At 73.4% G+C, this 20,863-nt stretch carries 19 protein-coding genes; 8 read left to right on the forward strand and 11 right to left on the reverse strand.

Annotation, left to right across the window (positions count from 1 at the left end; translation table 11 throughout):
- Nucleotides 1–6 precede the first annotated feature (6 nt).
- A complete protein-coding gene (locus OG247_RS10240; protein WP_327251941.1) occupies nt 7–1,245 on the forward strand; it encodes an acyl-CoA dehydrogenase family protein in 1,239 nt (412 codons plus the stop codon).
- A 137-nt stretch (nt 1,246–1,382) separates the two neighbouring features.
- Nucleotides 1,383–2,018, forward strand: a complete 636-nt coding sequence (locus OG247_RS10245) for an acetate uptake transporter (RefSeq protein WP_327251942.1) — start codon at nt 1,383–1,385, stop codon at nt 2,016–2,018.
- 44 nt (nt 2,019–2,062) lie between these two features.
- Here OG247_RS10245 and OG247_RS10250 read toward each other — a convergent pair whose 3' ends face one another.
- The 3 genes from OG247_RS10250 to OG247_RS10260 form a co-directional block, all read right to left on the reverse strand.
- A complete protein-coding gene (locus OG247_RS10250) occupies nt 2,063–2,671 on the reverse strand; it encodes a TetR/AcrR family transcriptional regulator (RefSeq protein WP_327251943.1) in 609 nt (202 codons plus the stop codon).
- Between the two features lie 64 nt (nt 2,672–2,735).
- Complete coding sequence (locus OG247_RS10255) at nt 2,736–4,439, reverse strand: AMP-binding protein (RefSeq protein WP_327257407.1); 1,704 nt, start codon at nt 4,437–4,439, stop codon at nt 2,736–2,738.
- A 26-nt stretch (nt 4,440–4,465) separates the two neighbouring features.
- A complete protein-coding gene (locus OG247_RS10260; RefSeq protein WP_327251944.1) occupies nt 4,466–5,230 on the reverse strand; it encodes an SDR family oxidoreductase in 765 nt (254 codons plus the stop codon).
- A 148-nt stretch (nt 5,231–5,378) separates the two neighbouring features.
- Here OG247_RS10260 and OG247_RS10265 point away from each other — a divergent pair, with 148 nt between their 5' ends.
- The 4 genes from OG247_RS10265 to OG247_RS10280 all read left to right on the forward strand — a co-directional run bounded on the left by OG247_RS10265 (nt 5,379) and on the right by OG247_RS10280 (nt 9,855).
- Nucleotides 5,379–6,641 (forward strand): exo-beta-N-acetylmuramidase NamZ family protein, encoded by a 1,263-nt coding sequence (locus OG247_RS10265; RefSeq protein ID WP_327251945.1) that lies wholly within the window; start codon nt 5,379–5,381, stop codon nt 6,639–6,641.
- Between the two features lie 66 nt (nt 6,642–6,707).
- Nucleotides 6,708–8,132, forward strand: a complete 1,425-nt coding sequence (locus OG247_RS10270; protein ID WP_327251946.1) for a serine-threonine protein kinase — start codon at nt 6,708–6,710, stop codon at nt 8,130–8,132.
- Between the two features lie 152 nt (nt 8,133–8,284).
- Entirely contained in the window at nt 8,285–8,884 is a 600-nt protein-coding gene (locus OG247_RS10275) for a hypothetical protein (protein ID WP_327251947.1), read from the forward strand.
- Nucleotides 8,885–8,991: 107 nt separating this feature from the next.
- Nucleotides 8,992–9,855 (forward strand): 3-keto-5-aminohexanoate cleavage protein, encoded by an 864-nt coding sequence (locus OG247_RS10280; RefSeq protein ID WP_442813246.1) that lies wholly within the window; start codon nt 8,992–8,994, stop codon nt 9,853–9,855.
- Here OG247_RS10280 and soxR read toward each other — a convergent pair.
- Entirely contained in the window at nt 9,833–10,279 is a 447-nt protein-coding gene (gene soxR, locus OG247_RS10285; RefSeq protein ID WP_327251949.1) for a redox-sensitive transcriptional activator SoxR, read from the reverse strand. The two genes, OG247_RS10280 and soxR, sit on opposite strands and share 23 nt — an antisense overlap.
- A gap of 114 nt (nt 10,280–10,393) precedes the next feature.
- On the opposite strand from soxR, the gene OG247_RS10290 reads away from it, so the two are divergent.
- The gene (locus OG247_RS10290; protein ID WP_327251950.1) at nt 10,394–10,855 is read left to right on the forward strand and encodes a MaoC family dehydratase; all 462 of its coding nucleotides are present in this window, start codon (nt 10,394–10,396) and stop codon (nt 10,853–10,855) included.
- 90 nt (nt 10,856–10,945) lie between these two features.
- Here OG247_RS10290 and OG247_RS10295 read toward each other — a convergent pair whose 3' ends face one another.
- The 3 genes from OG247_RS10295 to OG247_RS10305 all read right to left on the reverse strand — a co-directional run bounded on the left by OG247_RS10295 (nt 10,946) and on the right by OG247_RS10305 (nt 13,183).
- Nucleotides 10,946–11,569 (reverse strand): TetR/AcrR family transcriptional regulator, encoded by a 624-nt coding sequence (locus tag OG247_RS10295; RefSeq protein WP_327251951.1) that lies wholly within the window; start codon nt 11,567–11,569, stop codon nt 10,946–10,948.
- Between the two features lie 63 nt (nt 11,570–11,632).
- The gene (locus OG247_RS10300) at nt 11,633–11,944 is read right to left on the reverse strand and encodes a YiaA/YiaB family inner membrane protein (protein WP_327251952.1); all 312 of its coding nucleotides are present in this window, start codon (nt 11,942–11,944) and stop codon (nt 11,633–11,635) included.
- 87 nt (nt 11,945–12,031) lie between these two features.
- Entirely contained in the window at nt 12,032–13,183 is a 1,152-nt protein-coding gene (locus OG247_RS10305; protein ID WP_327251953.1) for an acyl-CoA dehydrogenase family protein, read from the reverse strand.
- Nucleotides 13,184–13,264: 81 nt separating this feature from the next.
- On the opposite strand from OG247_RS10305, the gene OG247_RS10310 reads away from it, so the two are divergent.
- Nucleotides 13,265–13,912 (forward strand): TetR/AcrR family transcriptional regulator, encoded by a 648-nt coding sequence (locus OG247_RS10310; RefSeq protein WP_327251954.1) that lies wholly within the window; start codon nt 13,265–13,267, stop codon nt 13,910–13,912.
- A gap of 137 nt (nt 13,913–14,049) precedes the next feature.
- On the opposite strand, the gene OG247_RS10315 is transcribed toward OG247_RS10310, so the two are convergent.
- The 4 genes from OG247_RS10315 to OG247_RS10330 form a co-directional block, all read right to left on the reverse strand.
- On the reverse strand, nt 14,050–15,129 hold the full coding sequence (locus OG247_RS10315) for an alcohol dehydrogenase catalytic domain-containing protein (protein WP_327251955.1): 1,080 nt from the start codon (nt 15,127–15,129) through the stop codon (nt 14,050–14,052).
- A 91-nt stretch (nt 15,130–15,220) separates the two neighbouring features.
- Nucleotides 15,221–16,633, reverse strand: a complete 1,413-nt coding sequence (locus tag OG247_RS10320) for an aldehyde dehydrogenase family protein (RefSeq protein ID WP_327251956.1) — start codon at nt 16,631–16,633, stop codon at nt 15,221–15,223.
- 215 nt (nt 16,634–16,848) lie between these two features.
- Nucleotides 16,849–18,333 (reverse strand): CitMHS family transporter, encoded by a 1,485-nt coding sequence (locus OG247_RS10325; protein WP_327251957.1) that lies wholly within the window; start codon nt 18,331–18,333, stop codon nt 16,849–16,851.
- 73 nt (nt 18,334–18,406) lie between these two features.
- Nucleotides 18,407–20,743: a molybdopterin oxidoreductase family protein gene (locus OG247_RS10330; RefSeq protein WP_327251958.1), complete on the reverse strand. Its 2,337-nt coding sequence runs from the start codon at nt 20,741–20,743 to the stop codon at nt 18,407–18,409.
- Nucleotides 20,744–20,863: the final 120 nt, after the last annotated feature.

The raw sequence follows: 20,863 nt of genomic DNA on the forward strand, positions 1-20,863 counted from the left end.
ACCCCCATGGATTTCGCATTCGACGCCCGCACCGAGGAACTCCGCGGACGGCTCCTCGCGTTCATGGACGAGTACGTCTACCCGGCGGAAGCCGTCGCCGCCGAGCAGCGCGCGCGGCTGGCCTCGCCCTGGGACACCCCGGCCGTGTTCGGTGAACTGAAGGCCGAGGCGCGCCGTCAGGGGCTGTGGAACCTCTTCTTCACGAACCAGCACAGCTCGCCGGACCATGAGTACGGCGCCGGGCTGACCAACCTCCAGTACGCCCCGCTCGCCGAGATCACCGGACGCAGCCCGCACCTGGCGCCGACGGCGACGAACTGCGCGGCTCCGGACACCGGGAACATGGAGCTGCTCTCGCAGTTCGGGAACGAGGCGCAGAAGAAGCAGTGGCTGGAGCCGCTGCTGGCCGGGGAGATCCGGTCCGCGTTCGCGATGACCGAGCCGGAGGTGGCCTCCTCGGACGCCACGAACATCGAGACCCGCATCGAGCGGTCCGCGAGCGGCGACGAGTACGTGATCACGGGCCGCAAGTGGTTCATCTCCGGTGCCATGAACCCGGACTGCAAGATCTTCATCGTCATGGGCAAGACCGACCCCGGGGGCGCCGACCCGCGCCGCCAGCAGTCCATGATCCTGGTGCCCCGGGACACTCCGGGCGTCGAGATCCGGCGCGCGATGACCGTGTACGGGTACGAGGACCACGACCACGGCGGGCACGCCGAGGTCGTCTTCGACGGGGCCCGGGTCCCCGCGGGGAACCTGATCGGCGAGGAGGGCGGCGGGTTCGCCATCGCCCAGGCCCGCCTCGGGCCGGGGCGGATCCACCACTGCATGCGGCTCATCGGCATGGCGGAGCGGGCCATCGAGCTGATGTGCCGGCGCGCGGTGGGACGTACCGCCTTCGGCAAGGAGCTGGCCGCGCAGGGCGTCGTACAGAACTGGATCGCGGACGCCCGGGTCACCGTGGAGCAGCTGCGGCTGCTGGTGCTGAAGACGGCCTGGCTGATGGACACGGCGGGCAACCGGGGCGCGCACACCGAGATCCAGGCGATCAAGATCGCGACCCCGCGGGCGGTGGTGCGGATCCTGGACGACGCGGTGCAGTTGCACGGCGCGGGCGGGGTGAGCCAGGACTTCCCGCTGGCCGAGCTGTGGGCGGCGGCGCGGACGCTGCGGCTGGCGGACGGGCCGGACGAGGTGCACCAGCGCTCGCTCGCGCACCGGGAGCTGAAGCGGTACCGGTAGCCTCCGGCGGGCGGGGCGGGCGGGGCGGGCGGGCGGGGCGGGGACTTCGGTCCCGCGGGACCGGACCTTTAGTGGTCCAGACCACTTGGGAAGTCCGATATATTCGGTATTTCCCCCAAGTGAAAGTGCCCTTCGCCATGCCCAGCTCCACCCTGGCCCCCGCCGCCGCGCCGCACGCCACGGCCTCCCCCGTCACCGCGTCCGCGGCTCCGTCGGCAAGGGTCGCCAATCCCGGCCCGCTCGGCCTGGCGGCGTTCGCCCTCACCACCTTCGTGCTCAGCCTCTTCAACTCGGGGCTGATCTCGAACGCGGCGCTCAGCGCCGTCGTACTGCCGCTGGCGCTGTTCTACGGCGGCCTCGCGCAGTTCGTCGCGGGCGTCATGGAGTTCCGCCGCGGCAACACCTTCGGGACCACGGCGTTCGTCTCGTACGGCGCGTTCTGGATGTCCTTCGCCGGCTACGTGAAGTTCGTCGTCCCGACGCTGCCGGCCGACCAGGCGCACGTGGCGACCGGCTGGTTCCTCGTGGCCTGGTTCATCTTCACGGCGTACATGTCGATCGCCGCCATGAAGCTGGACGTCGCCCACCGCGTGCTGTTCGTCTCGCTGGCGCTGACCTTCCTGTTCCTCGCTCTCGGCGACCTGGCGCAGAGCACGGCGCTGGGCCACACCGGCGGCTTCCTCGGCCTCTTCACCGCGGGCGTCGCCTGGTACATCTCCTTCGCCGTGGTCGCCAAGGAGACCTGGGGCCGCGAGGTCGCACCGCTCGGCTAGTCCGTTGCGGCCCGGCCCCGTGCTCGCTACGGGCCCCGTGCTCGCTACGGGCGCAGCGCCCGCATCAGCAGGTCCGCGAGGTGGTCGGCCACCTGCTGCGGGGTGAGCGGGCCGTCCTCGTGGTACCAGGTCGACAGGTGGTGGACGGAGCCGAAGTGGTAGTCCACCACCAGGTCGGCCGGGGTGGCGTCGGAGAAGACCCCGGTCCGCTGGCCCTCCTCGACCAGGGCGCGGAAGCGCTCGTGGTAGCGCCGGCGCTCCGCCCGGACCTGCTTGAACTTCTCCGGGCTCAGCTGGTGCATGGAGCGGAAGAAGATCGCCGCGTCGTCCAGGTTCTCGATCGTGGTGACCACCACGTCGGCGGCCGCGGCCCGCAGCCGCTCCTCCACGGGTGCGCCGGAACCGGCCACCGCGTCGAGCCGCTGCTGCTGGAGCCGCAGCATGCGCGCGTACACCTCGTGCAGCAGATCGTCCTTGGATCCGAAGTAGTGGTAGAGCGCGCCCTTGGTGACCCCGGCCGCCTCGACGATCTCCTGGACCGAGGTGCGGTCGTAGCCCCGCTCGGCGAACAGCCTGGTCGCGACGGCGAGCAGCCGGCGCGGTACCGGGGCCTCGTGCGCCCCGACGGTCTCCGTCGTGGTCTTGGCGGCCATGGCTGTCGCCTCCCTTTCGTGGTCCTCGCGTGTGCGGTCCCGTGCGGACGCGGTCCGGCCGTTTTCAGCCGTGGTCACGTATCCGCAGTTCCCGTCGCAGGATCTTGCCACTGGTCGTCTTCGGAAGGACAGGCAGGATCTCCACACGGCGCGGGTATTTGTACGCGGCGAGGCGCTCGGCGCAGTACGCGGACAGTTCCGCCGGGTCGGCCTCGGCGCCGGGGCGCAGGCTGACGTAGGCCTTCACGCTCTCCCCGCGGTAGGGGTCCGGGATGCCGACGACGGCCGCCTCGCGCACGGCGGGGTGGGTGTAGAGCACGTCCTCCACCTCGCGCGGCCAGACCTTGAAACCGGAGGCGCTGATCATGTCCTTCTTGCGGTCGACCACGTAGAGCCAGCCCTCGGGATCCATGAACCCGACGTCTCCGGTGCGCAGTTCGCCGTCCGGGAAGGCCTTGGCGGTGTCCTCGGGCAGGCCCCAGTAGCCGGGTACGACCTGCGGTCCGCGTACGGCTATCTCCCCGGTCTCGCCGAAGGGCACCTCGGCGCCGCTCTCGTCGAGGATCCGTACGAGGGTGTCGGCGCCGGGCACGCCCACGGAGAGGGTGCCCGAGGCCGGGTCCACGGGGGCTTCGCGGTGCACCGGCACGGAGGCGCAGGGGGCGGTGCACTCGGTGAGGCCGTAGCCGTTGCGCAGGTAGAAGCCGTAGGCGGCGCGCAGGCGTTCGACCAGGGCGGGCGGCAGCGGGGCGCCGCCGGAGGAGAGCACCTGGAACGAGGCGAAGTGGTCCGAGGTGGCCCCGGGGTGGGCGGCGAGCGCCATGAAGGCGGTGGCCGGGCCCACGGCGTAGGCGGGGCGGTGTTCGAGGAAGGCGTCGAGGACGGCTCCGGCGTCGAAGCGGTGGGCGAGGACGAGGGTGCCGGCGTTGGTGAAGCAGGCGGCGAGCTCGCACACCATGCCGGTGATGTGGAAGAGCGGGGCGAGCGCGAAGTAGCCGGCGCCTTCGGGGAGGGGGTGGCCGGTGACCTGGCGCACGGCGTTGTGGGTGAGCGCGCCGTGGGGGTTCATGGCGCCCTTGGGCGTGCCGCTGGTGCCGGAGGTGTAGCTGATGAGGGCGGTGTCGGCGGCCGTGAGCTCCGGGTCGGGCGGGGCGGGGTGGCCCCGGCGGGCCACGGTGTGCAGGTCGGCGGCGTCGGCCGCCTGCTCCGGGCGGCCCGGCGTGAGGACCCGTACGTCGTCGCGGGTCTGGAAGTCCAGGTCGCAGGCGGTCAGGACGGTGCGTACGGCGGTCTCCCGCGCGGCCCCGCGCAGGTACGCGGACCAGGCGCGGGCCTCGCAGACCAGGGCGGTGGCCCCGGAGTCGCGCAGGATGTGGCCGACCTCGCCGGACTTGTACATGGGGTTGAGCGGGACCACGACCGCCCCGGCCTTCCAGGCGGCCAGGACGGCCAGCACGAAGTGCGGGGTGTTCTGGAGCATGACGGCGACGCGGTCCCCGCGGCGGGTGCCGTTCGAGGCGAGGTGGCCGGCGAGGGAGTCGGAGAGCGCGTCGGCCTCGGCGTAGGTCAGGCGGCCGTCGAAGTAGGCCAGCGCGGTGTGCCCGGGGGCGCGGGCGACCGCGGCGCGGAAGGCGTGGAGCACGCTGGGCGGGGGCGTGATCGGGGCCCGCTGGACCGGGCTGAGCAGGCCGAGCCAGGGCTTGGCGGCGTAACGGGAGGGCTGCGGCGCGGGGGCGGAGGAGGCCGGGGGCACGGGGTCCGCGGTCACCGGGACCGGGGTCACCGGGTCCGCGGTCACCGGGTCTCCCACTTGCGCTGGAGGTGGTTCATGCCGCTCAGCCAGCGGTCCGGCTCGGTGGCGCGGGACGCGTAGAAGTCCGCGACCTCGGGGTGCGGGAGGATCAAGAACCGGCCCTTCTCCATGCCGTCGAACAGTGCGTCCGCGACCGCTTCCGGCTCGATCGCGGTCGGCGCGAGGACCAGCTCGCCCGCCGATCCGGCGGCGGTGAGCATGTCGGTCCGGACACCCTGCGGGCAGATGGCGTGGACCCGGAGCCCGCGGTGGCGGTAGGTCAGCGAGAGCCATTCCGCGAAGGCGAGCGCGCCGTGCTTGGTGACACTGTACGGGGCCGCTCCGATCATGGTCAGCAGCCCGGCGGCCGAGACGGTGGACACGAACCGGCCGGTCCCGCGCTCCAGCCAGTCGGGCAGCAGCAGCCGGGCGGCGCGGACGTGGGCCATGACGTTGGTGTCCCAGGCCGCCTCCCAGACGGCCTCGTCGGCGAAGGCGTCGCCGCCGGAGGCGAGGCCCGCGTTGGCGCAGTAGACGTCCACGGTGCCGCCGAGCGCCTCACGGGCCTCCGCGACCACGGCCGAGGCGTCGCCGGGCACCGCGACGGCGCGGGCGCCGATCGCGTCGGCGACGGAGGCGGCCTTGGCGGGGTCGAGGTCGTTGACCGCGACGGTGGCCCCCTCGGCGGCGAAGCGGTGGGCGAGGGCGGCTCCGATGCCGCCGCCCGCGCCGGTGACGACGACTCGCTGGTCCTGGAACGCGTTCACGGGTCCGCCCTTCGTGTGGTGGTGCCTTGGTTGCCCCGGCGCCCTGCGTGCCTGCGCCGCCTGGGTGCCTGCGCCGTCTGCCGGATCACGGGCAGACTAACCAGTCGGTATGTCCCGGCGGAAGGGTGCGGAGCCCTACTTTGGCGCGATGACGCTGTCGCGACGCGGGTTGCTGGGTCTGGCCGGGGCGGCGGGCGCCGCGGGCGCCCTGGGGGCGGGAGCCCCGGGAACGGGGGCGGCGGGCACGCCCGCGGGGCGGGTGCGGACCGGGTTCGAGCGGCTCGCCGCCGACGGGTACGCCGTACTGGCCGGGCAGCGGGTCGGGGTGGTCACCAACCCGACGGGGATCACCGCGGACGCCCGCCACCTGGTCGACGTGCTGCACGCGGACGCGGCGGTGGACCTGGTCGCGGTGTTCGGCCCCGAGCACGGCTTCCGGGGGACGGCCCAGGCGGGCGGTTCGGAGGGGGCCGGGCGGGATCCGGCGACCGGGCTGCCCGTGTACGACACGTACGACAAGAGCGGGCAGCGCCTCGCGGACGTCTTCACGGCGGCCGGCGTCGACACCGTCGTCTTCGACATCCAGGACGTCGGCGCCCGCTTCTACACCTACATCTGGACCCTCTACGACTGCATGCGTGCGGCCGCCCTCGCCGGCAAGGCGGTGGTGGTGCTGGACCGCCCCAACCCGGTCGGCGCCCGGCGGGCGGCCGGGCCCGTCCTGCAGCGCCCGTACGCGAGCTTCGTGGGCCGGGAGCCGATCGCGCTGGCGCACGGGATGACGGCGGGCGAGCTGGCCGGGCTCTTCGCGGGCGAGTTCCTGCGGGGAGCGGGCCCCGCCCCGCGGCTGGAGGTGGTGCGGATGGCCGGGTGGCGGCGGGAGTCCTTCTTCGAGGAGACCGGGCTGCCCTGGGTGCCGCCGAGCCCGAACATGCCGACGCCGGGCACGGCCCTGGCGTACGCCGGGACCTGCCTGTTCGAGGGGACGAACCTGTCGGAGGGGCGCGGTACCACCACCCCCTTCGAGCTGGTCGGCGCGGAGGGCGTGGACCGGCGGTGGGCGGAGGCCGCGAACGCGCTGGAGCTGCCCGGGGTGTGGTTCCGGGAGGCCTATTTCACGCCTTCCTTCTCCAAATACGCGGGCAAGACCTGCGGCGGGGTCCGGCTGCTCGTCCACGACCGGGAGGGCTTCGATCCGGTACGGGCCGGGATCGGACTGCTGGTCACCGCGCGGCGGGTGTGGAGCGGCTTCGCGTGGCGATCCGACCAGTGGATCGACCGGCTGACGGGCTCGGACCGGGTCCGGCGGATGGTCGACGCGGGGGCGGGCGTGGAGGAGATCGCGGGCGACTGGGCGGCGGGGCTGGCGGGGTTCGCCGCGGTACGGGAGGAGTACCTGCTGTATCCGTGAACCGGTGGGTGCGCAGGGGCTGGCCGGGCGGCCCGTTCCGCAGGATGCTGCGGGCAGGGACACGGCGTGGAGGGGGACGTCATGGTGCACATCGGCGGGGCGGTGCCCGCGCGGACGACCGGGACGGGGACGGGGACGGCGGTGGGGATCGGAGCCCGGCCGTACGTGGAGCTGACCTTCGACGCGCAGGGCGACGCGGGCCCGGGCGCGCGGGAGGCGGTCTTCGGGATCGAGGCCACGGACCTGCTGGTCTTCGCCCACGGATGGAACTCCGACCGGTCCACCGCGATCCGGCTCTTCGACCGGTTCTACGCCCCCTTCGCGGATCTGGTGGGGACCGGGGTGCGGCTGGGGTACGTGGGGGTGGTGTGGCCCTCGATCCGGTTCTCGGACGAGCCGATACCCGACTTCGACGCCCCCGGCGCCGTGGGCGGAGCGGGGGCCGGTGTGGGAGGTGTGGGCGGCGCCGGGGAGCCGGGCCACGGAACGGCCCTGGACCCGGTCACCCGGCGGGCCCTCGGCGCGTTCTGGCCGGGCCGGGCGGCGGAGCTGGACCGGATCGCCGAGCTGCTGGAGGAACGGCCCACGCGAGAGGGCGACTTCACCGAGTTCGGCGCGCTCGTACGGGAACTGGCCGGGGTCGACGGGGTCGGCACGGGCGACGATCTGGCGGCCGCCTTCGCCCCGCGCGAGGTGCCGGACTTCCTCAGCGGGGACGTCCTGCGGGTGTGCCGGGAGTTCACCGATGCCCTGGCCGAGGCGGGCGCCACGCTCCCCGGGGAGCCTCCGGGCGCCGGGGACTCCCCCGGCTTCTCGGCCGGCGGCGGGATGCGGACGCTGTGGAACGGCGCCAAGGAGGTGCTGCGCCAGGCCACGTACTACCAGATGAAGGCGCGGGCCGGAGTGGTCGGCGAGCACGGCCTCGGGCCGCTGCTGGCGGAGCTGGCCGGCCGTCGCCCCGCCCTGCGGGTCCACCTCATCGGCCACAGCTTCGGCGGCCGGGTGGTGTCCTTCGCGCTGCGCGGGCTGCCGTCCGGGGCGCGGAACGTGAAGTCCCTGACCCTCCTCCAAGGGGCCTTCTCCCACTACGCGTTCGCCGACAGCCTGCCGCACGACCGGGGGCGTGGGGGCGCCCTGCGCGGGCTGCAGAGCAGGGTCGACGGGCCGCTGACGGCCTGCCATTCCCCGTACGACTCCTCCCTCAAGGTGTTCTACCCGCTGGCCTCCCGGATGGCCGGCGATTCGGCCGGTCTGCTCGGTTTCGACGAGCGGTGGGGCGCGATCGGGCACGACGGGGTGCACGGAGTGCCGGGAACCCCGCGGCTGACACTGGACGCGGCGCTGCGGGGCGGCCTGCCCGCCGCGGGCTGCGTGAGCGTGGACGCGGGCTCCGTGGTCCGGCGCGGCGGGGCCCCCTCGGGGGCGCACAGCGACATCTGCCACGAGGAGCTGGCCCGGCTGGTGGTGGCCGCGGGGCGCATGGGGCGCTGAGTTCCGGCCATGTGCCACCCGCACGCCTCGACCGCCCCCGCATGCGCCCGCACCGGGCCGGGCATGTTGGGCACACGGCGCCGGTCCTGTGGGGAACACAGCGCGGCGGGCACGGCGCCCGGTGCTGGGCGCTCGGCGGAGGTGAAGGTGTGATGGCGGGATTCCGGAGTCTGGCCCATCAGGTGCGCGATACACGCAACGACAGGGCCCTGCGGCGCCATTCGCTGCGCCGCTGCCTGGAACGGTTCGCCCCGTACGGGCACCGCGCGACCTGGTGGCACCTGTGCGACCGGCACGGGATCGGCCCGGAGGACCGGGCGGCGGACCCCTCGCGGCTGGTGGCCGCGCTGGAGGAGCTGGAGGAGGCGCGGGCGGTCTGGCTGGAGTACGAGCGGCAGTTCGCGGCGCGCCGCAGGCGCGAGAAGCACGACGGGCTGCGGCGGCCCGAGTGGGCGTGGAGCGGCAGCGGGGACGCGGTGGTGCGGTGCGCCGATCCGGGTGTGCGGCCGCAGGGGGCGCTGGGCGAGGTGCTCAGACGCCTGGTGGAGGCACTGGAGTCGGAGCCGGGGACGGGCTGTCCGGTGTGCGGGGCGCGGGAGTTGCACTGGCCGGTGCCGTCGGCGGCGGCCCGGGGTTCGGCCGTCGGGTGGGCGTGGGACGGGCCGGTGTGCGCGGGCTGCGGCATCGTGGTGCCGAGACCGGCGCTCGCGGTCACGGCGCTGCAGGGGGCCGATCTGGCGGGGGCGGCGTGAGCGGGGCGAGGGCGAGGGATGGGGCTGGAGCGGGGCCGGGAGCGGGGGCTGGACCGGGGCCGGGGGCTGGAGCGGGGCCGGGAGCGGGGCCGACCCTGGTGGTGTCGTTGAACGGATCCCGGGGCGCCGCCGACGGCCCGGCCGTCCCGATGAGCCCCGGGGACCTGGTGGACGCCGCGCTGGCGGCGGTGGCCGCCGGGGCCCGGGAGGTGCTGGTCCATCCGCGCACCCCGTGCGGGCGCGAGAGCCTCTCGCCCCGGGTGGTCGGGCCGCTGCTGGAGGCCCTGCGCGACGCGGGGCTCGGGGGCGGGGGCCTCAGGGGCGGGGGCAGGGTCCCGGGCGGCCCCGGGCCCGGCGGTGGGGTGGCGGTTTCCGTGGCCGTGAGCCCGGGGGCCGAGCCGGATCACGCGGGGCGGCTGGCGCGGGTGCGGAGCTGGACGGTGCTGCCCGACCGGGCGGTGGTGCGGTTCGCGGAGCCGGGAGCGCGGGAGCTGGCGGAGGCGCTCCTGGAGCGCGGGCCGGCGGTGGACGCGGAGGTCGCGGTGGGCGGGGTGGGCGGGGTCGGCGGGGCGGGCACTGGGGGCGGGGCGAGAACGGGGCGCGGGGCGGACTGGGCGGGCACCGAGATCGCGGCGGGCGCGGCGGGCGCGGTGTCCGGCTCGCTCGCGCGGTTCCTGGCGTGGCCGGTACGGGATCCCGCGCGGGTCCGGCTGGTCGCGGAGCTGGCCTCCGCCGACCCGGGGCCGGTCGCCGAGCTGCTGCGGCGGCTGCCGCCGGTGCCGGTGCTGCTGTTCGGGCGGGAGGCGGCGGCCTGGCCGGCGCTGCGGCTGGCCGCGCGGTACGGCGCCGGGGCGCGGATCGGCGTAGGAGACGTGCTGCACCTGCCGGACGGACGGGCGGCCCGGTCGAACGCCGAGCTGGTCGCGGCGGCGGCCCGCGCGCGGGAGGTCACAACAGCCGGGAGCCGGTGATGCGTTCACCGAAGACGTCGTCCGGGTTGGAGAGCGCGCAGTTCTCCAGGGAGAGACATCCGCAGCCGATGCAGTCGGTCAAATGGTCGCGCAGGCGACCGAGTTGGGCGATGCGCTGATCGAGCTCGGCCCGCCAGCTCCCGGAGAGCCGGGCCCAGTCCTCACGGTTGGGGGTGCGGCCTTCGGGGAGTTGGGCGAGGGCGTCGCGGATGCTGGCGAGGGGAATGCCGACGCGCTGGGCGGCCCGTACGAACGCCACGCGGCGCAGCGTGTCACGGGTGTAGCGGCGCTGGTTGCCGGAGGTGCGGCGGCTGCTGATCAGCCCCTTGGTCTCGTAGAAGTGCAGTGCGGAGACGGCCGCGCCGCTGCGGGCGGACAGCTGGCCGACGGTGAGCTCATGGACCTTCTCGGGGATCTGCGGCACACCGCCGAGGGTAATCGGCCGGGCCGGGAATCCGGGGCCGGGTACGTCGTTGACAGATCCACGACGCCCCCAGCATGCTGAGCAAGCGCTTATTCGCCAGGGAGAGGTACGGGTATGTCCGAGCCGAGGATCTTCACGTCCGCCGAGGAGCTCACCGCCGGGGTCGGCGCACCGCTCGGCCCGAGCGACTGGCTGGAGGTGGACCAGAAGCGGATCGACCTCTTCGCCGACGCCACCGGGGACCACCAGTGGATCCACGTGGACCCGGAGCGGGCGGCGTCCGGACCCTTCGGCTCCACGATCGCGCACGGATACCTCACGCTGTCGCTGCTGCCGAGCCTGGTGCCGCAGATCATGCGGGTCGAGGGCATGAGGATGGGCATCAACTACGGGGTCGACAAGGTGCGTTTCCCGGCGCCGGTGCCGGTCGGGTCGCGGCTGCGCGCGACCGCGCTGATCACCGAGGTCGTGGAGGCGGGCGGTGGCGTCCAGGTGTCGGCCACGGTGACCGTCGAGCGCGAGGGCGGCGAGAAGCCGGTGTGCGTGGCGGAGTCGGTGTCCCGGTACTACTTCTGAGCCGCTCTCCTTCCGGACCGCTCCTTCCGGACCCCTCCTTCTGAACGGCTCCTTCTGAACGGCTCCTCCTGGACCGCTCCTTGCGACCCGCTACTCGCGGCCCGCGCCCACCATGCGGAGCACGAGACCGGCGTAGAGCGCGCCGACCTCGTCGGGCGTGCGGCGGCCGTCCGCGCTGAACCAGCGGGCGACGTCGATGCAGAGCGACAGCACGGCGAGGGTGGTGCCGGGGACGTCCGGGACGAAGAACTCCCCGGCCTCGACGCCGTCGGCGAGGATGCGGCGGATGGCCGCGTCGCTCTGCCGGCGCAGTGCCACGATTTCGGAGCGGTGCTCCGGAGCGAGAGCGTCGAGCTCGTACTGGACCACGCGCGCGGTGGTGTGATGCGCCGCGTGCCATCCCACGAAGGACCGTACGGCCGCGTCGAGCCGCTCGGCGGCGCTGCCGGGTCCGGAGGCCGCGGTGTCCAGGATGCACAGGGCCTTGTCGTGGCCGATGCGGCTGATCCGGTGGAGCAGCTCTTCCTTGGTCTTGTAGTGGATGTAGAGCGCGGCCGGGCTCATGCCGGCCCGTCCCGCGATGTCCCGCGTGGTCGTGGCGTGGTACCCGCGCTCCGCGAAGGCCTCCACGGCGGCGACGAGCAGCCGCCGCGCGGCGTCGGGAGTGACCTCCGACCACGGCCGGTAGCCGCCGATCTCCTCCGCGCTGTCCATCGCTCGCTCACCCTCTTCGGCCTGTAGGAATGAACAGCCTACCGGAGGGTGGTGAGCAAGCGCTTAGCGATCCTGGGCGGTGGGCTGCTTCGGGGTGGCGAAGGGATCGTAGCCCGTCATGATCTTCTCCATCCGGGCCTGGTCGACCCGGGTGACGATCTGGGTGACCTCCTGGCGGTCGCGGATCACCTTGGCGAGGGTGAAGGCGGAGGTGGTGAGGTAGAGGACCGCGATGCCGAGGAAGGCGCGGACCCAGCCGTTCGCCTCCAGGTTGTAGATCCCCAGGGCCACCGCGCCGATGGCGATGCCGAAGGAGGCGACGGCCTGGCCGTAGTAGGCCCCCGTGTTCTGCTGCTTGACCGGTGTCTCGTTCATGGGTCCAGCTTCGGGCGGACCGGGCCTCGGCACATCCGCGCGCGTACTCATGCGCACCTCACGTACGTACTCAGCGACTTCAGGTGCTCAGAAGGCCGAAACCCCCGTACGGGCACGGCCGATGAGGAGTTTCTGGATCTGACTGGTGCCCTCGTACAGGGTCATCACGCGGGCGTCGCGCAGCAGTTTGCCGGCCGGGTACTCGTCGATGTAGCCGTAACCACCGTGCACCTGGAGGGCGTTGCTCGCGGCGCGGACCGCCGCCTCGGAGGCGAAGAGCTTGGCGGTGGAGGACTCGGTGGCGAAGGGCAGTCCGCGGTCGACCAGGTCGGCGACCCGCCAGGTCAGCAGCCGGGCCGCGTCCACGTCGACGGAGATGTCGGCTATCAGCTCCTGGACGAGCTGGTGGTGGGCGATCGGCTTGCCGAACTGCTCGCGCTGGGCGGCGTAGGAGACGGCCGCGTCCAGCGCGGCCTGGGCGATGCCGACACAGCCCGCGGCGACGGACATCCGACCCTTGGCGAGGGCCGACATGGCGACGGAGAAGCCCTTCCCCTCGGGGCCGAGCATCGCGGAGGCGGGCACGCGCACGCCGTCGAGGGAGAGTTCGGCGGTGGCCTGGCCGCGCAGGCCCAGCTTGCCGTGGATCTCGCGGCGGGTCAGGCCCGGGGCGTCGGTGGGCACGAGGAACGCGGAGATGCCGCGGTGGCCGGGGTCCTCGTTCGTGCGGGCGAAGAGCAGGACCACATCGGCCCAGGTGCCGTTGGTGATGAACATCTTGCTGCCGCTGATCACGTACGCGTCGCCCTCGCGCCGGGCGCGGGTGGTCAGGGCGGCGGCGTCGGAGCCGGTACCGGGCTCGGTGAGCCCGAAGCAGCCGAGGGCTTCGCCGGAGCACAGGCGGGGCAGCCAGGCGCGCTTCTGCTCCTCGCTCCCCCAGGCGGCGACGGTCTTGGCGACCAGGCCCAGGGAGACCGAGACGATGCCGCGCACGGCGGAGTCCCCTCGGCCGAGTTCCTCGGTGACCAGGACGTAGGAGAGGTGGTCCCCGCCGGAGCCGCCGTACTCCTCGGGGACGGTCAGGCCGAGGAAGCCGACGGAGCCGAGCTTCTTCACGACGGCCCGGTCCACGCTCTCGGCGCGGTCCCACGCGGCGGCGTACGGGACGATCTCGCGCTCGGTGAACGCACGGGCGAGATCACGGACGGCGGACTGCTCCTCGCTGAGCTCCAGATTCACCGGGCACCTCCGGGCGGGACGGGATCGGACGGGTTAATTAGCACCGCTAGTTTAAATGCGGCAGGCTTTACTATGTGGCGCATGGCCAGACCGCGCAAGCCCCTTCTCAGCAGATCCCGCATCGTCGAGGCCGCGGGGTCCCTGGTGGACGGCGAGGGGCTGGAGGCCGTCTCGACGCGGCGGCTGGCGGCGGCGCTGGGAGTCAGCGGGCCTTCGCTGTACAACCACTTCCGCACGAAGGACGAGATCCTGGACGCGGTCGCGGACGCGGTGAGCGCGCGGGTCGACCTGTCGATGTTCGAGGCGGGGGACGGCCGGGAGTGGCAGGTCGCACTGCGCGACTGGGCGCACTCCTACCGGGCCGCGCTGTCCGACCATCCGAACATCGTGCCGGTGCTGGCGCGCGGACCGGGCCGCAGGCCGGCCGGCCTGCGGGTGGCCGACGCCGTCTACGGGGCGATGACCGCGGCCGGCTGGCCGCCGGCGCACGCGACCCGGATCGGGGCACTGATGCGGTACTTCATCCTCGGCTCGGCCGTGGGCTCCTTCGCCCGGGGTTTCGTGGACGACGAGACGGCATACGACCCGTCGGACTACCCGCACCTGGGCCAGGCCCACCTGCTGGCGGAACGCCAGCGCGAGGTGGACGAGGGCGCCTTCGAGACGGGCCTGACGGCACTCCTGGACGGCCTGGCCCTCCAGTACGCGGCGCTGCGGGAGACGGCCTGACGCTGCTTGAGGGCACCTGCCCCGGCGCGACTCGGCCCGACTGGGCCTGACACGGCCTGACGGGAGGCCTGCAGGGGCGGGCCTCCCGGGCTGACTGGCCGGCTGGCTGACTGGCCGACTCGCCGACTCGCCGACTGCTAGAAGACGACCAGGGAGCGGCCGCCCTTGCCCGCCAGCATCGCGTCGAAGGCCGCCGGGATGCCGTCGAGGGTGATCCGGTCGGTGACCAGGGATCCGAGGTCGAGCCGGCCCGCGCGGACGTGGTCGGCGATCACCGGGAGGTCGCGGGCGGGGTCGCTGTTGCCGTAGACGCAGCCCGTGAGGGTGCGGGCGAAGTGGAAGATCTCCAGGGCGTGGAAGGTGACCTGCTGCTCCTTGCCGCCGATGCCGACGACGGTCGTACGGCCGCCGCGCCGGGTGGATCCCCAGGCGCCCCGGATGCTCTGCGCCCGGCCGACGCACTCGACGGCCACGTCCACGCCGTGGCCGCCGGTGAGGGCGCGGATGTCCTTGGCGGTGGTCTCCGAGGCGAGCAGGAACTCCGTGGCCCCGGCCGCCCTGGCCAGGTCCTCCTTGTCCGGGGAGACGTCCACGGCCACGATCGGTCCGTCCGTCGCGATACGGGCCGCCTGGAGGGCGACCAGTCCCACACCTCCGACCCCGAAGACGGCCACCGATTCGCCGGGGCGCACCTGCGCGCTGTGGTGGACGGCTCCGTAGCCGGTGAGGACCGCGCAGCCGAGCAGTGCCGCCTCGGCGAGCGGGATCCCGGCGGGCGCGGGCAGTACGCAGTTGGCGGCGACGACCGTCTCCTCCGCGAAGGCGGCCACGTTCAGCCCGGGGTGCAGATCGACACCCCGGGCGTCGCGGGCGTACACCGCCCCGGTCCCGGCGAGCGCGTTGGCGCAGAGCCAGACCTCGCCGATCGAGCAGAAGTGGCACTGCCCGCAGGACGGGGCCCAGTTGAGCACCACCCCGTCGCCGGGCGCGACATGGGTGACCCCTTCGCCGACGGCGAGGACCGTGCCCGCGCCCTCGTGTCCGAGGACGGCGGGTACGGGGACCTTCATGGTGCCGTTGGTGAGGGAGAGGTCGGAGTGGCAGACCCCGGCGGCGGTGAGCCGCACCCGGACCTGGCCGGGGCCGGGATCGGGCAGCACGATCTCCCGTATCTCCAGGGGGGCTCCGACGGCGGGCAGGATGGCGGCGCGAACCATGATCGTCGTCTCCGTGTGTGCGGGGTCGTGTTGGGCTGGAGCTGCGGGCTGCGGGCTGCGGGCTGCGGGCTGCGGGCTGCGGGCTGCGGAACTAGAACTGCAGGGACTTGGTCTGGAGGTACTCGGCGAGGCCGTGCGGACCCAGCTCGCGGCCCACGCCCGACTTCTTGTACCCGCCGAAGGGTGCGAGCGGGTTGAAGCGGCCACCGTTGATGTCCACCTGGCCGGTGTCCATCCGGCGGGCGAAGGCCACGGCCGTCTCCGCGTCCGCCGCCCAGACGGCCCCGCCCAGCCCGTAGTCGGTGCCGTTCGCGATGGCCAGGGCCTCGTCCTGGTCCTCGTAGGGAAGGATCGACAGCACCGGGCCGAAGATCTCCTCCTGGGCGATGGTCATCTGGGGCGTGACGTCGGCGAACACGGTCGGGGCGATGAAGTACCCCTGCTCGTGCGGCGCCTCGGGCCCGCCCGCGACGAGGCGCGCGCCCTCCTCCACACCCTTGGTGATGAAGCCGCGGACGCGGTCGCGCTGCTTGGCGCTCACGACCGGGCCGAGCCGGGTGCCCGGGTCGAGGGGGTCGCCGGAGGCGTACTTGGCCGCGGCGGCGGCCGCGAGGGACACCGCCTCCTCGTACTCGTCGCGGTGGACGAGCATGCGGGTGAGCGCGTTGCAGCTCTGGCCGGCGTTGTTCATGACGTGGCCCACGCCCGCCGCGACGGCCTTGGCGAGGTCGGCTCCGGGCAGGATGACATTGGCCGATTTGCCACCCAGTTCCAGGGCGACCCGCTTGACGGCCGCGCCGGCGGTGGCGCCGATCTGCTTGCCGACGGCGGTGGAACCGGTGAAGGAGACGAGGTCGACTCCCTCGTGCGCGGCCACGGCCTGACCGGCGACCAGGCCGGTGCCGGTCACCAGGTTGAAGACCCCGGCCGGGATGCCCGCCTCGTGCACGGCTTCGGCGAAGAGCTGTGCGGTCAGCGGGGTGTCCTCGGCGGGCTTGAGGACGATGGTGCAGCCTGCGGCGAGAGCGGGTGCCACCTTGGCAACGATCTGGTGCAGCGGGTAGTTCCAGGGGGTGATCGCCCCGACGACGCCGACCGGCTCCAGCAGCACGGTCGAGTTCCCGATCCGCTCCTCGAAGGCGTACGAGGCCCCGAGCTCGGCGAAGGAGGAAGCCACCGCGATCGGCGCCCCGACGTGAACCATCTCCGAGAACCCGAGCGGCGATCCCAGCTCGGCGGTGATGACCTGCGCTATCTCCCCCTTGCGGGCGACCAGCACGTCGCGCAGGGCTCCGATGAGGGCGGCCCGCTCGGCCGGAGCCGTGGCCGCCCAGGCCGGGAAGGCCGCGCGTGCCGCGCGTACGGCCGCGTCCACGTCCTCGGCCGTACCGGCCGGGACCGAGTCGATGAGCTGCTCGTCGGCCGGGTTGAGGACCTCGATGCGGCCTTGCCCGAGGGCAGCCCGCCACTCGCCGCCGATGTACATCCCGTCGTGGGCCTTCATGGCAATCCTCCCGAGCACGCGCGAACGCGTGGACCTGTGGACCTCTGGACCTGCTGTGAACCTGAACCGTGTGGCGTGTGACGCGTGACGTGCGATCGGCTCGAGTCGAGTCGACTCCACTCGACCCGACCCGACCCGACCTCACTCGGATCCTACGTCGCCAACACCCTACAAACTAGCGCCGGTAGTTTTGTGTCGCCAGGGGGCGGACGGGGTCAGATGATGCCGAAAAGCATCCCTGCCGCCAGGACCACCAGGGAGGTCAGGGCCGCCCATTTCACGGTGAAACGGGTGTGGTCACCGAACTCGACCTTGGCCATGCCCACGAGGACGTAGACGGCCGGAACGAGCGGGCTCGACATGTGCAGTGCCTGCCCGACCAGGGAGGCGCGGGCGATTTCGAGCGGGGAGACCCCGTGGGCGGCGCCGGCCTCGGCGAGGACCGGCAGGACGCCGAAGTAGAAGCCGTCGTTGGACATGAAGTAGGTGAGGGGCAGGCTGAGCAGGCCGGTGACCAGGGCCATGTGCGGGCCCATGCCCTCCGGGATGGCGCCGACGAGCCAGTCGGCCATGTGCTTGACCATGCCGGTGCCGGTGAGGACGCCGGTGAAGACGGCGGCGGCGAAGACCATGCCGGCGACGTTCAGTACGTTCTCGGCGTGGGCGGCGATCCGGGCCTTCTGGTCCGGCATGTGGGGGAAGTTGACGGTGAGGGCGAGGGCGGCACCGAGGAGGAAGAGCACCGGGATCGGGAGCAACTCCATGATCATCGCGGTGAGCAGGGCGACGGTGAGGCCCGCGTTGAACCAGTAGAGGCGGGGACGCAGCGTCGAACGGTGCGGGTCGAGGCCCTGGAAGCCGTCTTCGCCGTGGGCGGCGCCCTCGGCGGCCTCGGACGCGTCGGACGCCTCGGACGCCTCGGACGCGTCCGACTGGGTGGACGGGGTGGACGCCTCGGACGGGGCGGAGCCTGCGGAGGGCGTACGGGGGCTCGCGCTCCCGGCGGCCGCCGGGCCCTTGCCGGCCGCGACGAGGAGCTCCTCGGCCGGCTCCGCCGACCGCTCGGTGTCGGCGGGGAGGGTCAGGAGGCCGAGGCGGCGGCGTTCCTTGAGGCCGAGGACGTAGGCGAGGGCGAAGACGAAGAGCAGGCCCACCGCGAGCGCGGGGATCATCGGTACGAAGATGTCGGCGGCGTCGAGCTTGAGCGCGGTGGCGGCGCGGGCCGTGGGGCCGCCCCAGGGCAGGGTGTTCATGACGCCGTTGGCGGTGGCCGCGACTCCCGTCATCACCACCAGGCTCATGCCGAGCCGCTTGTAGAGCGGATACATCGCCGAAACGGTGATCATGAAGGTGGTCGAGCCGTCGCCGTCGAGCGAGACGATGGCGGCGAGGACGGCGGTGCCGACCACGACGCGCATCGGGTCGGCCCTGCAGAAGCGCAGGATGCCGCGCACGATCGGGTCGAACAGTCCGACGTCGATCATCACGCCGAAGTAGACGATGGCGAACATCAGCATGGCGGCGGTCGGCGCGAGCTTGCCGACTCCGTCGATGACGTAGCCGCCGAGCTGCGCGCCCTGTCCGGCGAACACGCAGAAGAGCGCGGGGATGAGGACGAGCGCCGCGATGGGCGACATTTTCTTCAGCATGATCAGGACCAGGAAGGTCGCGATCATGGCGAAGCCGAGGAAGGTCAGCATGGGGGGAACCTAGGCGCCTCCTCCTGGGGCCAACAAGACGTCTACGCGTGAGCAATACGAGCAAAACCCCAGCTCAGGGGATGGGTGTCAATGCGACGGGGAAGCCGTTGAGCACGGCCGTACCGGAGAGCGGGTCGAGCCGGCTGCCGTCGAGGAGCTGGTTGACGTTGACTCCGGGCGTGGCCGCGGCCACGGAGAGGCGGGTGCCGGGGCGGTCGTGGCCCCAGCCGTGCGGGAGGCTGACGACTCCGGCGCGGACGGTGTCGGTGACCTCGACGGGAACCTCCAGGCTGCCGCCGCCGGCGGTGATCCGGGCCGGATGCCCGTCGGTGAGGCCGAGCCGGGCGGCGTCGTCCGGGTGGACCTGGAGGGTGCAGCGGTTGGAACCTCCGGCGAGGGCCGGAACGTTGTGCAACCAGCTGTTGTTGGACCGCAGGTGGCGGCGGCCCACGAGCACCAGGGCGGCGGGGCGGTCGGCGAGCGCCCGGCGCAGCCTGGGGAGTTCGGCCGCGATCGGGTCCGGCAGGAGCTCGATCCTGCCGCTGCGCGTCTTCAGCAGGCCCGGGAGCCGGGACCGCAGCGGTCCCAGGTCGATGCCGTGCGGGTGCGCGCGCAGCTGCTCCAGCCCGAGCCCCCCGGGGTCGGGCGCGGCAGGGGCGGGGGCGGGCGCGGCAGGGGCGGGGCCCGGGCCCGCCGCGCCGTCGGGTGTGCCCGGGCTGGTGCCCGTAGCGGCGCTTCCGGGCAGGGACGGGGCCGCGCCGAACCGGTCTCCGTAGGGGCCGAGCCGGAGCATCAGGTCGAGGCGGCGCTCGGGGCCGCTGCCGCCCGTGAGCAGCCCGGCGAGGCGCGCCGGATCCTCTCCGCGCAGGGGGGAGTCCGGGTCGGCGCATTCCCTGGCGAGGGTGGCCCCGATGGCCAGGTCGTCCACGGCGACCGGGTCGGTTCCGTGCATGCCGGAGACGGCGAGTACGAGACGGGCGTGGATCTCGCACTCGTCCATCCGCCCGTCTTCGAGCGGGACGGCGGGCGGTGAATAGCGGACCTGGTTGCGGATGGCGAAGGTGTTGAAGGAGAAGTCGAAGTGGGCGCTCTGTGAGGGCGGTGCGGGAGGCAGGACGACGTGGGCGTGGCGGGAGGTCTCGTTGAGGTAGGGGTCGATGCTGACCATGAAGTCGAGCCCGGCCAGGGCCTCGTCGAGGCGCCGGCCGTCGGGGGCGGACAGCACGGGGTTCGCGGCGATGGAGATCAGGGCCCGGATCCGCCCCTCCCCCGGGGTCTCGATCTCCTCCGCCAGCGCGGCCATGGGCAGTTCGGCCTTGGCCTCGGGGTGGCCGCTGACCCGGCTGTGCCAGCGCCCGAGGCTGAAGCCCTTGCCGGGTCCGGCCGGCCGGGGTGCGCGGTCGGTCGCGGACAACGGGAACAGGGCTCCACCCGGCCGGTCGAGGTTGCCGGTCAGGATGTTCAGCACGTCGACCAGCCAGCTGGCGAGCGTGCCGTACTCGACGGTGCAGCTGCCGATCCGCCCGTAGACGGCGGCGGTCGGCGCGGCCGCGAGATCGCGGGCGAGGTCGCGGATCTCTTCGGCCGTGAGGTCGCAGGCGGGGGCGACGGCCTCAGGAGTGAAACTACCGAGCGCTTCGGCGAGTTCCCCGATTCCCTGCGTGTGTTCCGCGAGCACGCCCGGATCGGTCAGCTCCTCGGCGAGCAGGGTGTGGGCCAGGGCGGCGAGCAGCAGCGCGTCGCTGCCGGGGCGCGGGGCGAGGTGGCGGTCGGCGAGCTTGGCGGTGCGGGTGCGGCGCGGGTCGACGACGACGAGGGTGCCGCCCCGTGCGCGCAGCGCCTTGAGCCGGCCGGGGAAGTCGGGCGCGGTGCACAGGGAGCCGTTGGACTCGACCGGGTTGGCCCCCAGGAGCAGGAGGAAGTCCGTGCGGTCGAGGTCCGGGACGGGGATGGCGAAGGGATCCCCGAAGAGCAGCCCGCTGGAGACGTGTTTGGGCATCTGGTCGAGGGTGCTGGCGGTGAAGAGGTTGCGGGTGCCGAGGGCCTTGAGGAGCAGGGGAGGGTAGAGCTGGCCGGCCATGGTGTGGACGTTCGGGTTGCCGAGGACGACGCCGACGGACTGGGGCCCGTACGCGCCCACGAGGGCGGGGACCGCATCGGCGATGGCCTGGTAGGCCTCTTCCCACGTGGCCTCCTGGAGCCGGCCGTCGCGTCGTACGAGGGGGGTCCGCAGCCGGTCGGGGTCCGCGTCGAGACCACCGAAGGCGGCGCCCTTGGGGCAGATGAAGCCGCGGCTGAACACGTCGTCGCGGTCCCCCCGGGCCCCGGTGACGGTGGCGCCTTCGATGGTGAGCGTGAGGCCGCAAGTGGCCTCGCAGAGCGGGCAGATGCGCAGGGCGGTGCGGGGCATGGGCCCTCCAGGGGCAGCAGGCTGCGACACGGGGCACGGGCGCCGGACCCGTGCGGGCGGCACCGAGCATACCGACCGGTAGGCACGGTGGGGAGGGTCCGGCACCACCGGGAATCCGGG

This window comes from Streptomyces sp. NBC_01244 (genome assembly GCF_035987325.1).
Classification (GTDB): Bacteria; Actinomycetota; Actinomycetes; order Streptomycetales; family Streptomycetaceae; genus Streptomyces.

Coding starts and splice junctions, on each gene's coding strand:
- OG247_RS10240 (WP_327251941.1), top strand. CDS start 7: ATGGATTTCGCATTCGACGCCCGCACCGAGGAACTCCGCGGACGGCTC.
- OG247_RS10245 (WP_327251942.1), top strand. CDS start 1,383: ATGCCCAGCTCCACCCTGGCCCCCGCCGCCGCGCCGCACGCCACGGCC.
- OG247_RS10250 (WP_327251943.1), bottom strand. CDS start 2,671: ATGGCCGCCAAGACCACGACGGAGACCGTCGGGGCGCACGAGGCCCCG.
- OG247_RS10265 (WP_327251945.1), top strand. CDS start 5,379: ATGACGCTGTCGCGACGCGGGTTGCTGGGTCTGGCCGGGGCGGCGGGC.
- OG247_RS10275 (WP_327251947.1), top strand. CDS start 8,285: ATGGCGGGATTCCGGAGTCTGGCCCATCAGGTGCGCGATACACGCAAC.
- OG247_RS10290 (WP_327251950.1), top strand. CDS start 10,394: ATGTCCGAGCCGAGGATCTTCACGTCCGCCGAGGAGCTCACCGCCGGG.
- OG247_RS10295 (WP_327251951.1), bottom strand. CDS start 11,569: ATGGACAGCGCGGAGGAGATCGGCGGCTACCGGCCGTGGTCGGAGGTC.
- OG247_RS10300 (WP_327251952.1), bottom strand. CDS start 11,944: ATGAACGAGACACCGGTCAAGCAGCAGAACACGGGGGCCTACTACGGC.
- OG247_RS10310 (WP_327251954.1), top strand. CDS start 13,265: ATGGCCAGACCGCGCAAGCCCCTTCTCAGCAGATCCCGCATCGTCGAG.
- OG247_RS10315 (WP_327251955.1), bottom strand. CDS start 15,129: ATGGTTCGCGCCGCCATCCTGCCCGCCGTCGGAGCCCCCCTGGAGATA.
- OG247_RS10320 (WP_327251956.1), bottom strand. CDS start 16,633: ATGAAGGCCCACGACGGGATGTACATCGGCGGCGAGTGGCGGGCTGCC.
- OG247_RS10325 (WP_327251957.1), bottom strand. CDS start 18,333: ATGCTGACCTTCCTCGGCTTCGCCATGATCGCGACCTTCCTGGTCCTG.
- OG247_RS10330 (WP_327251958.1), bottom strand. CDS start 20,743: ATGCCCCGCACCGCCCTGCGCATCTGCCCGCTCTGCGAGGCCACTTGC.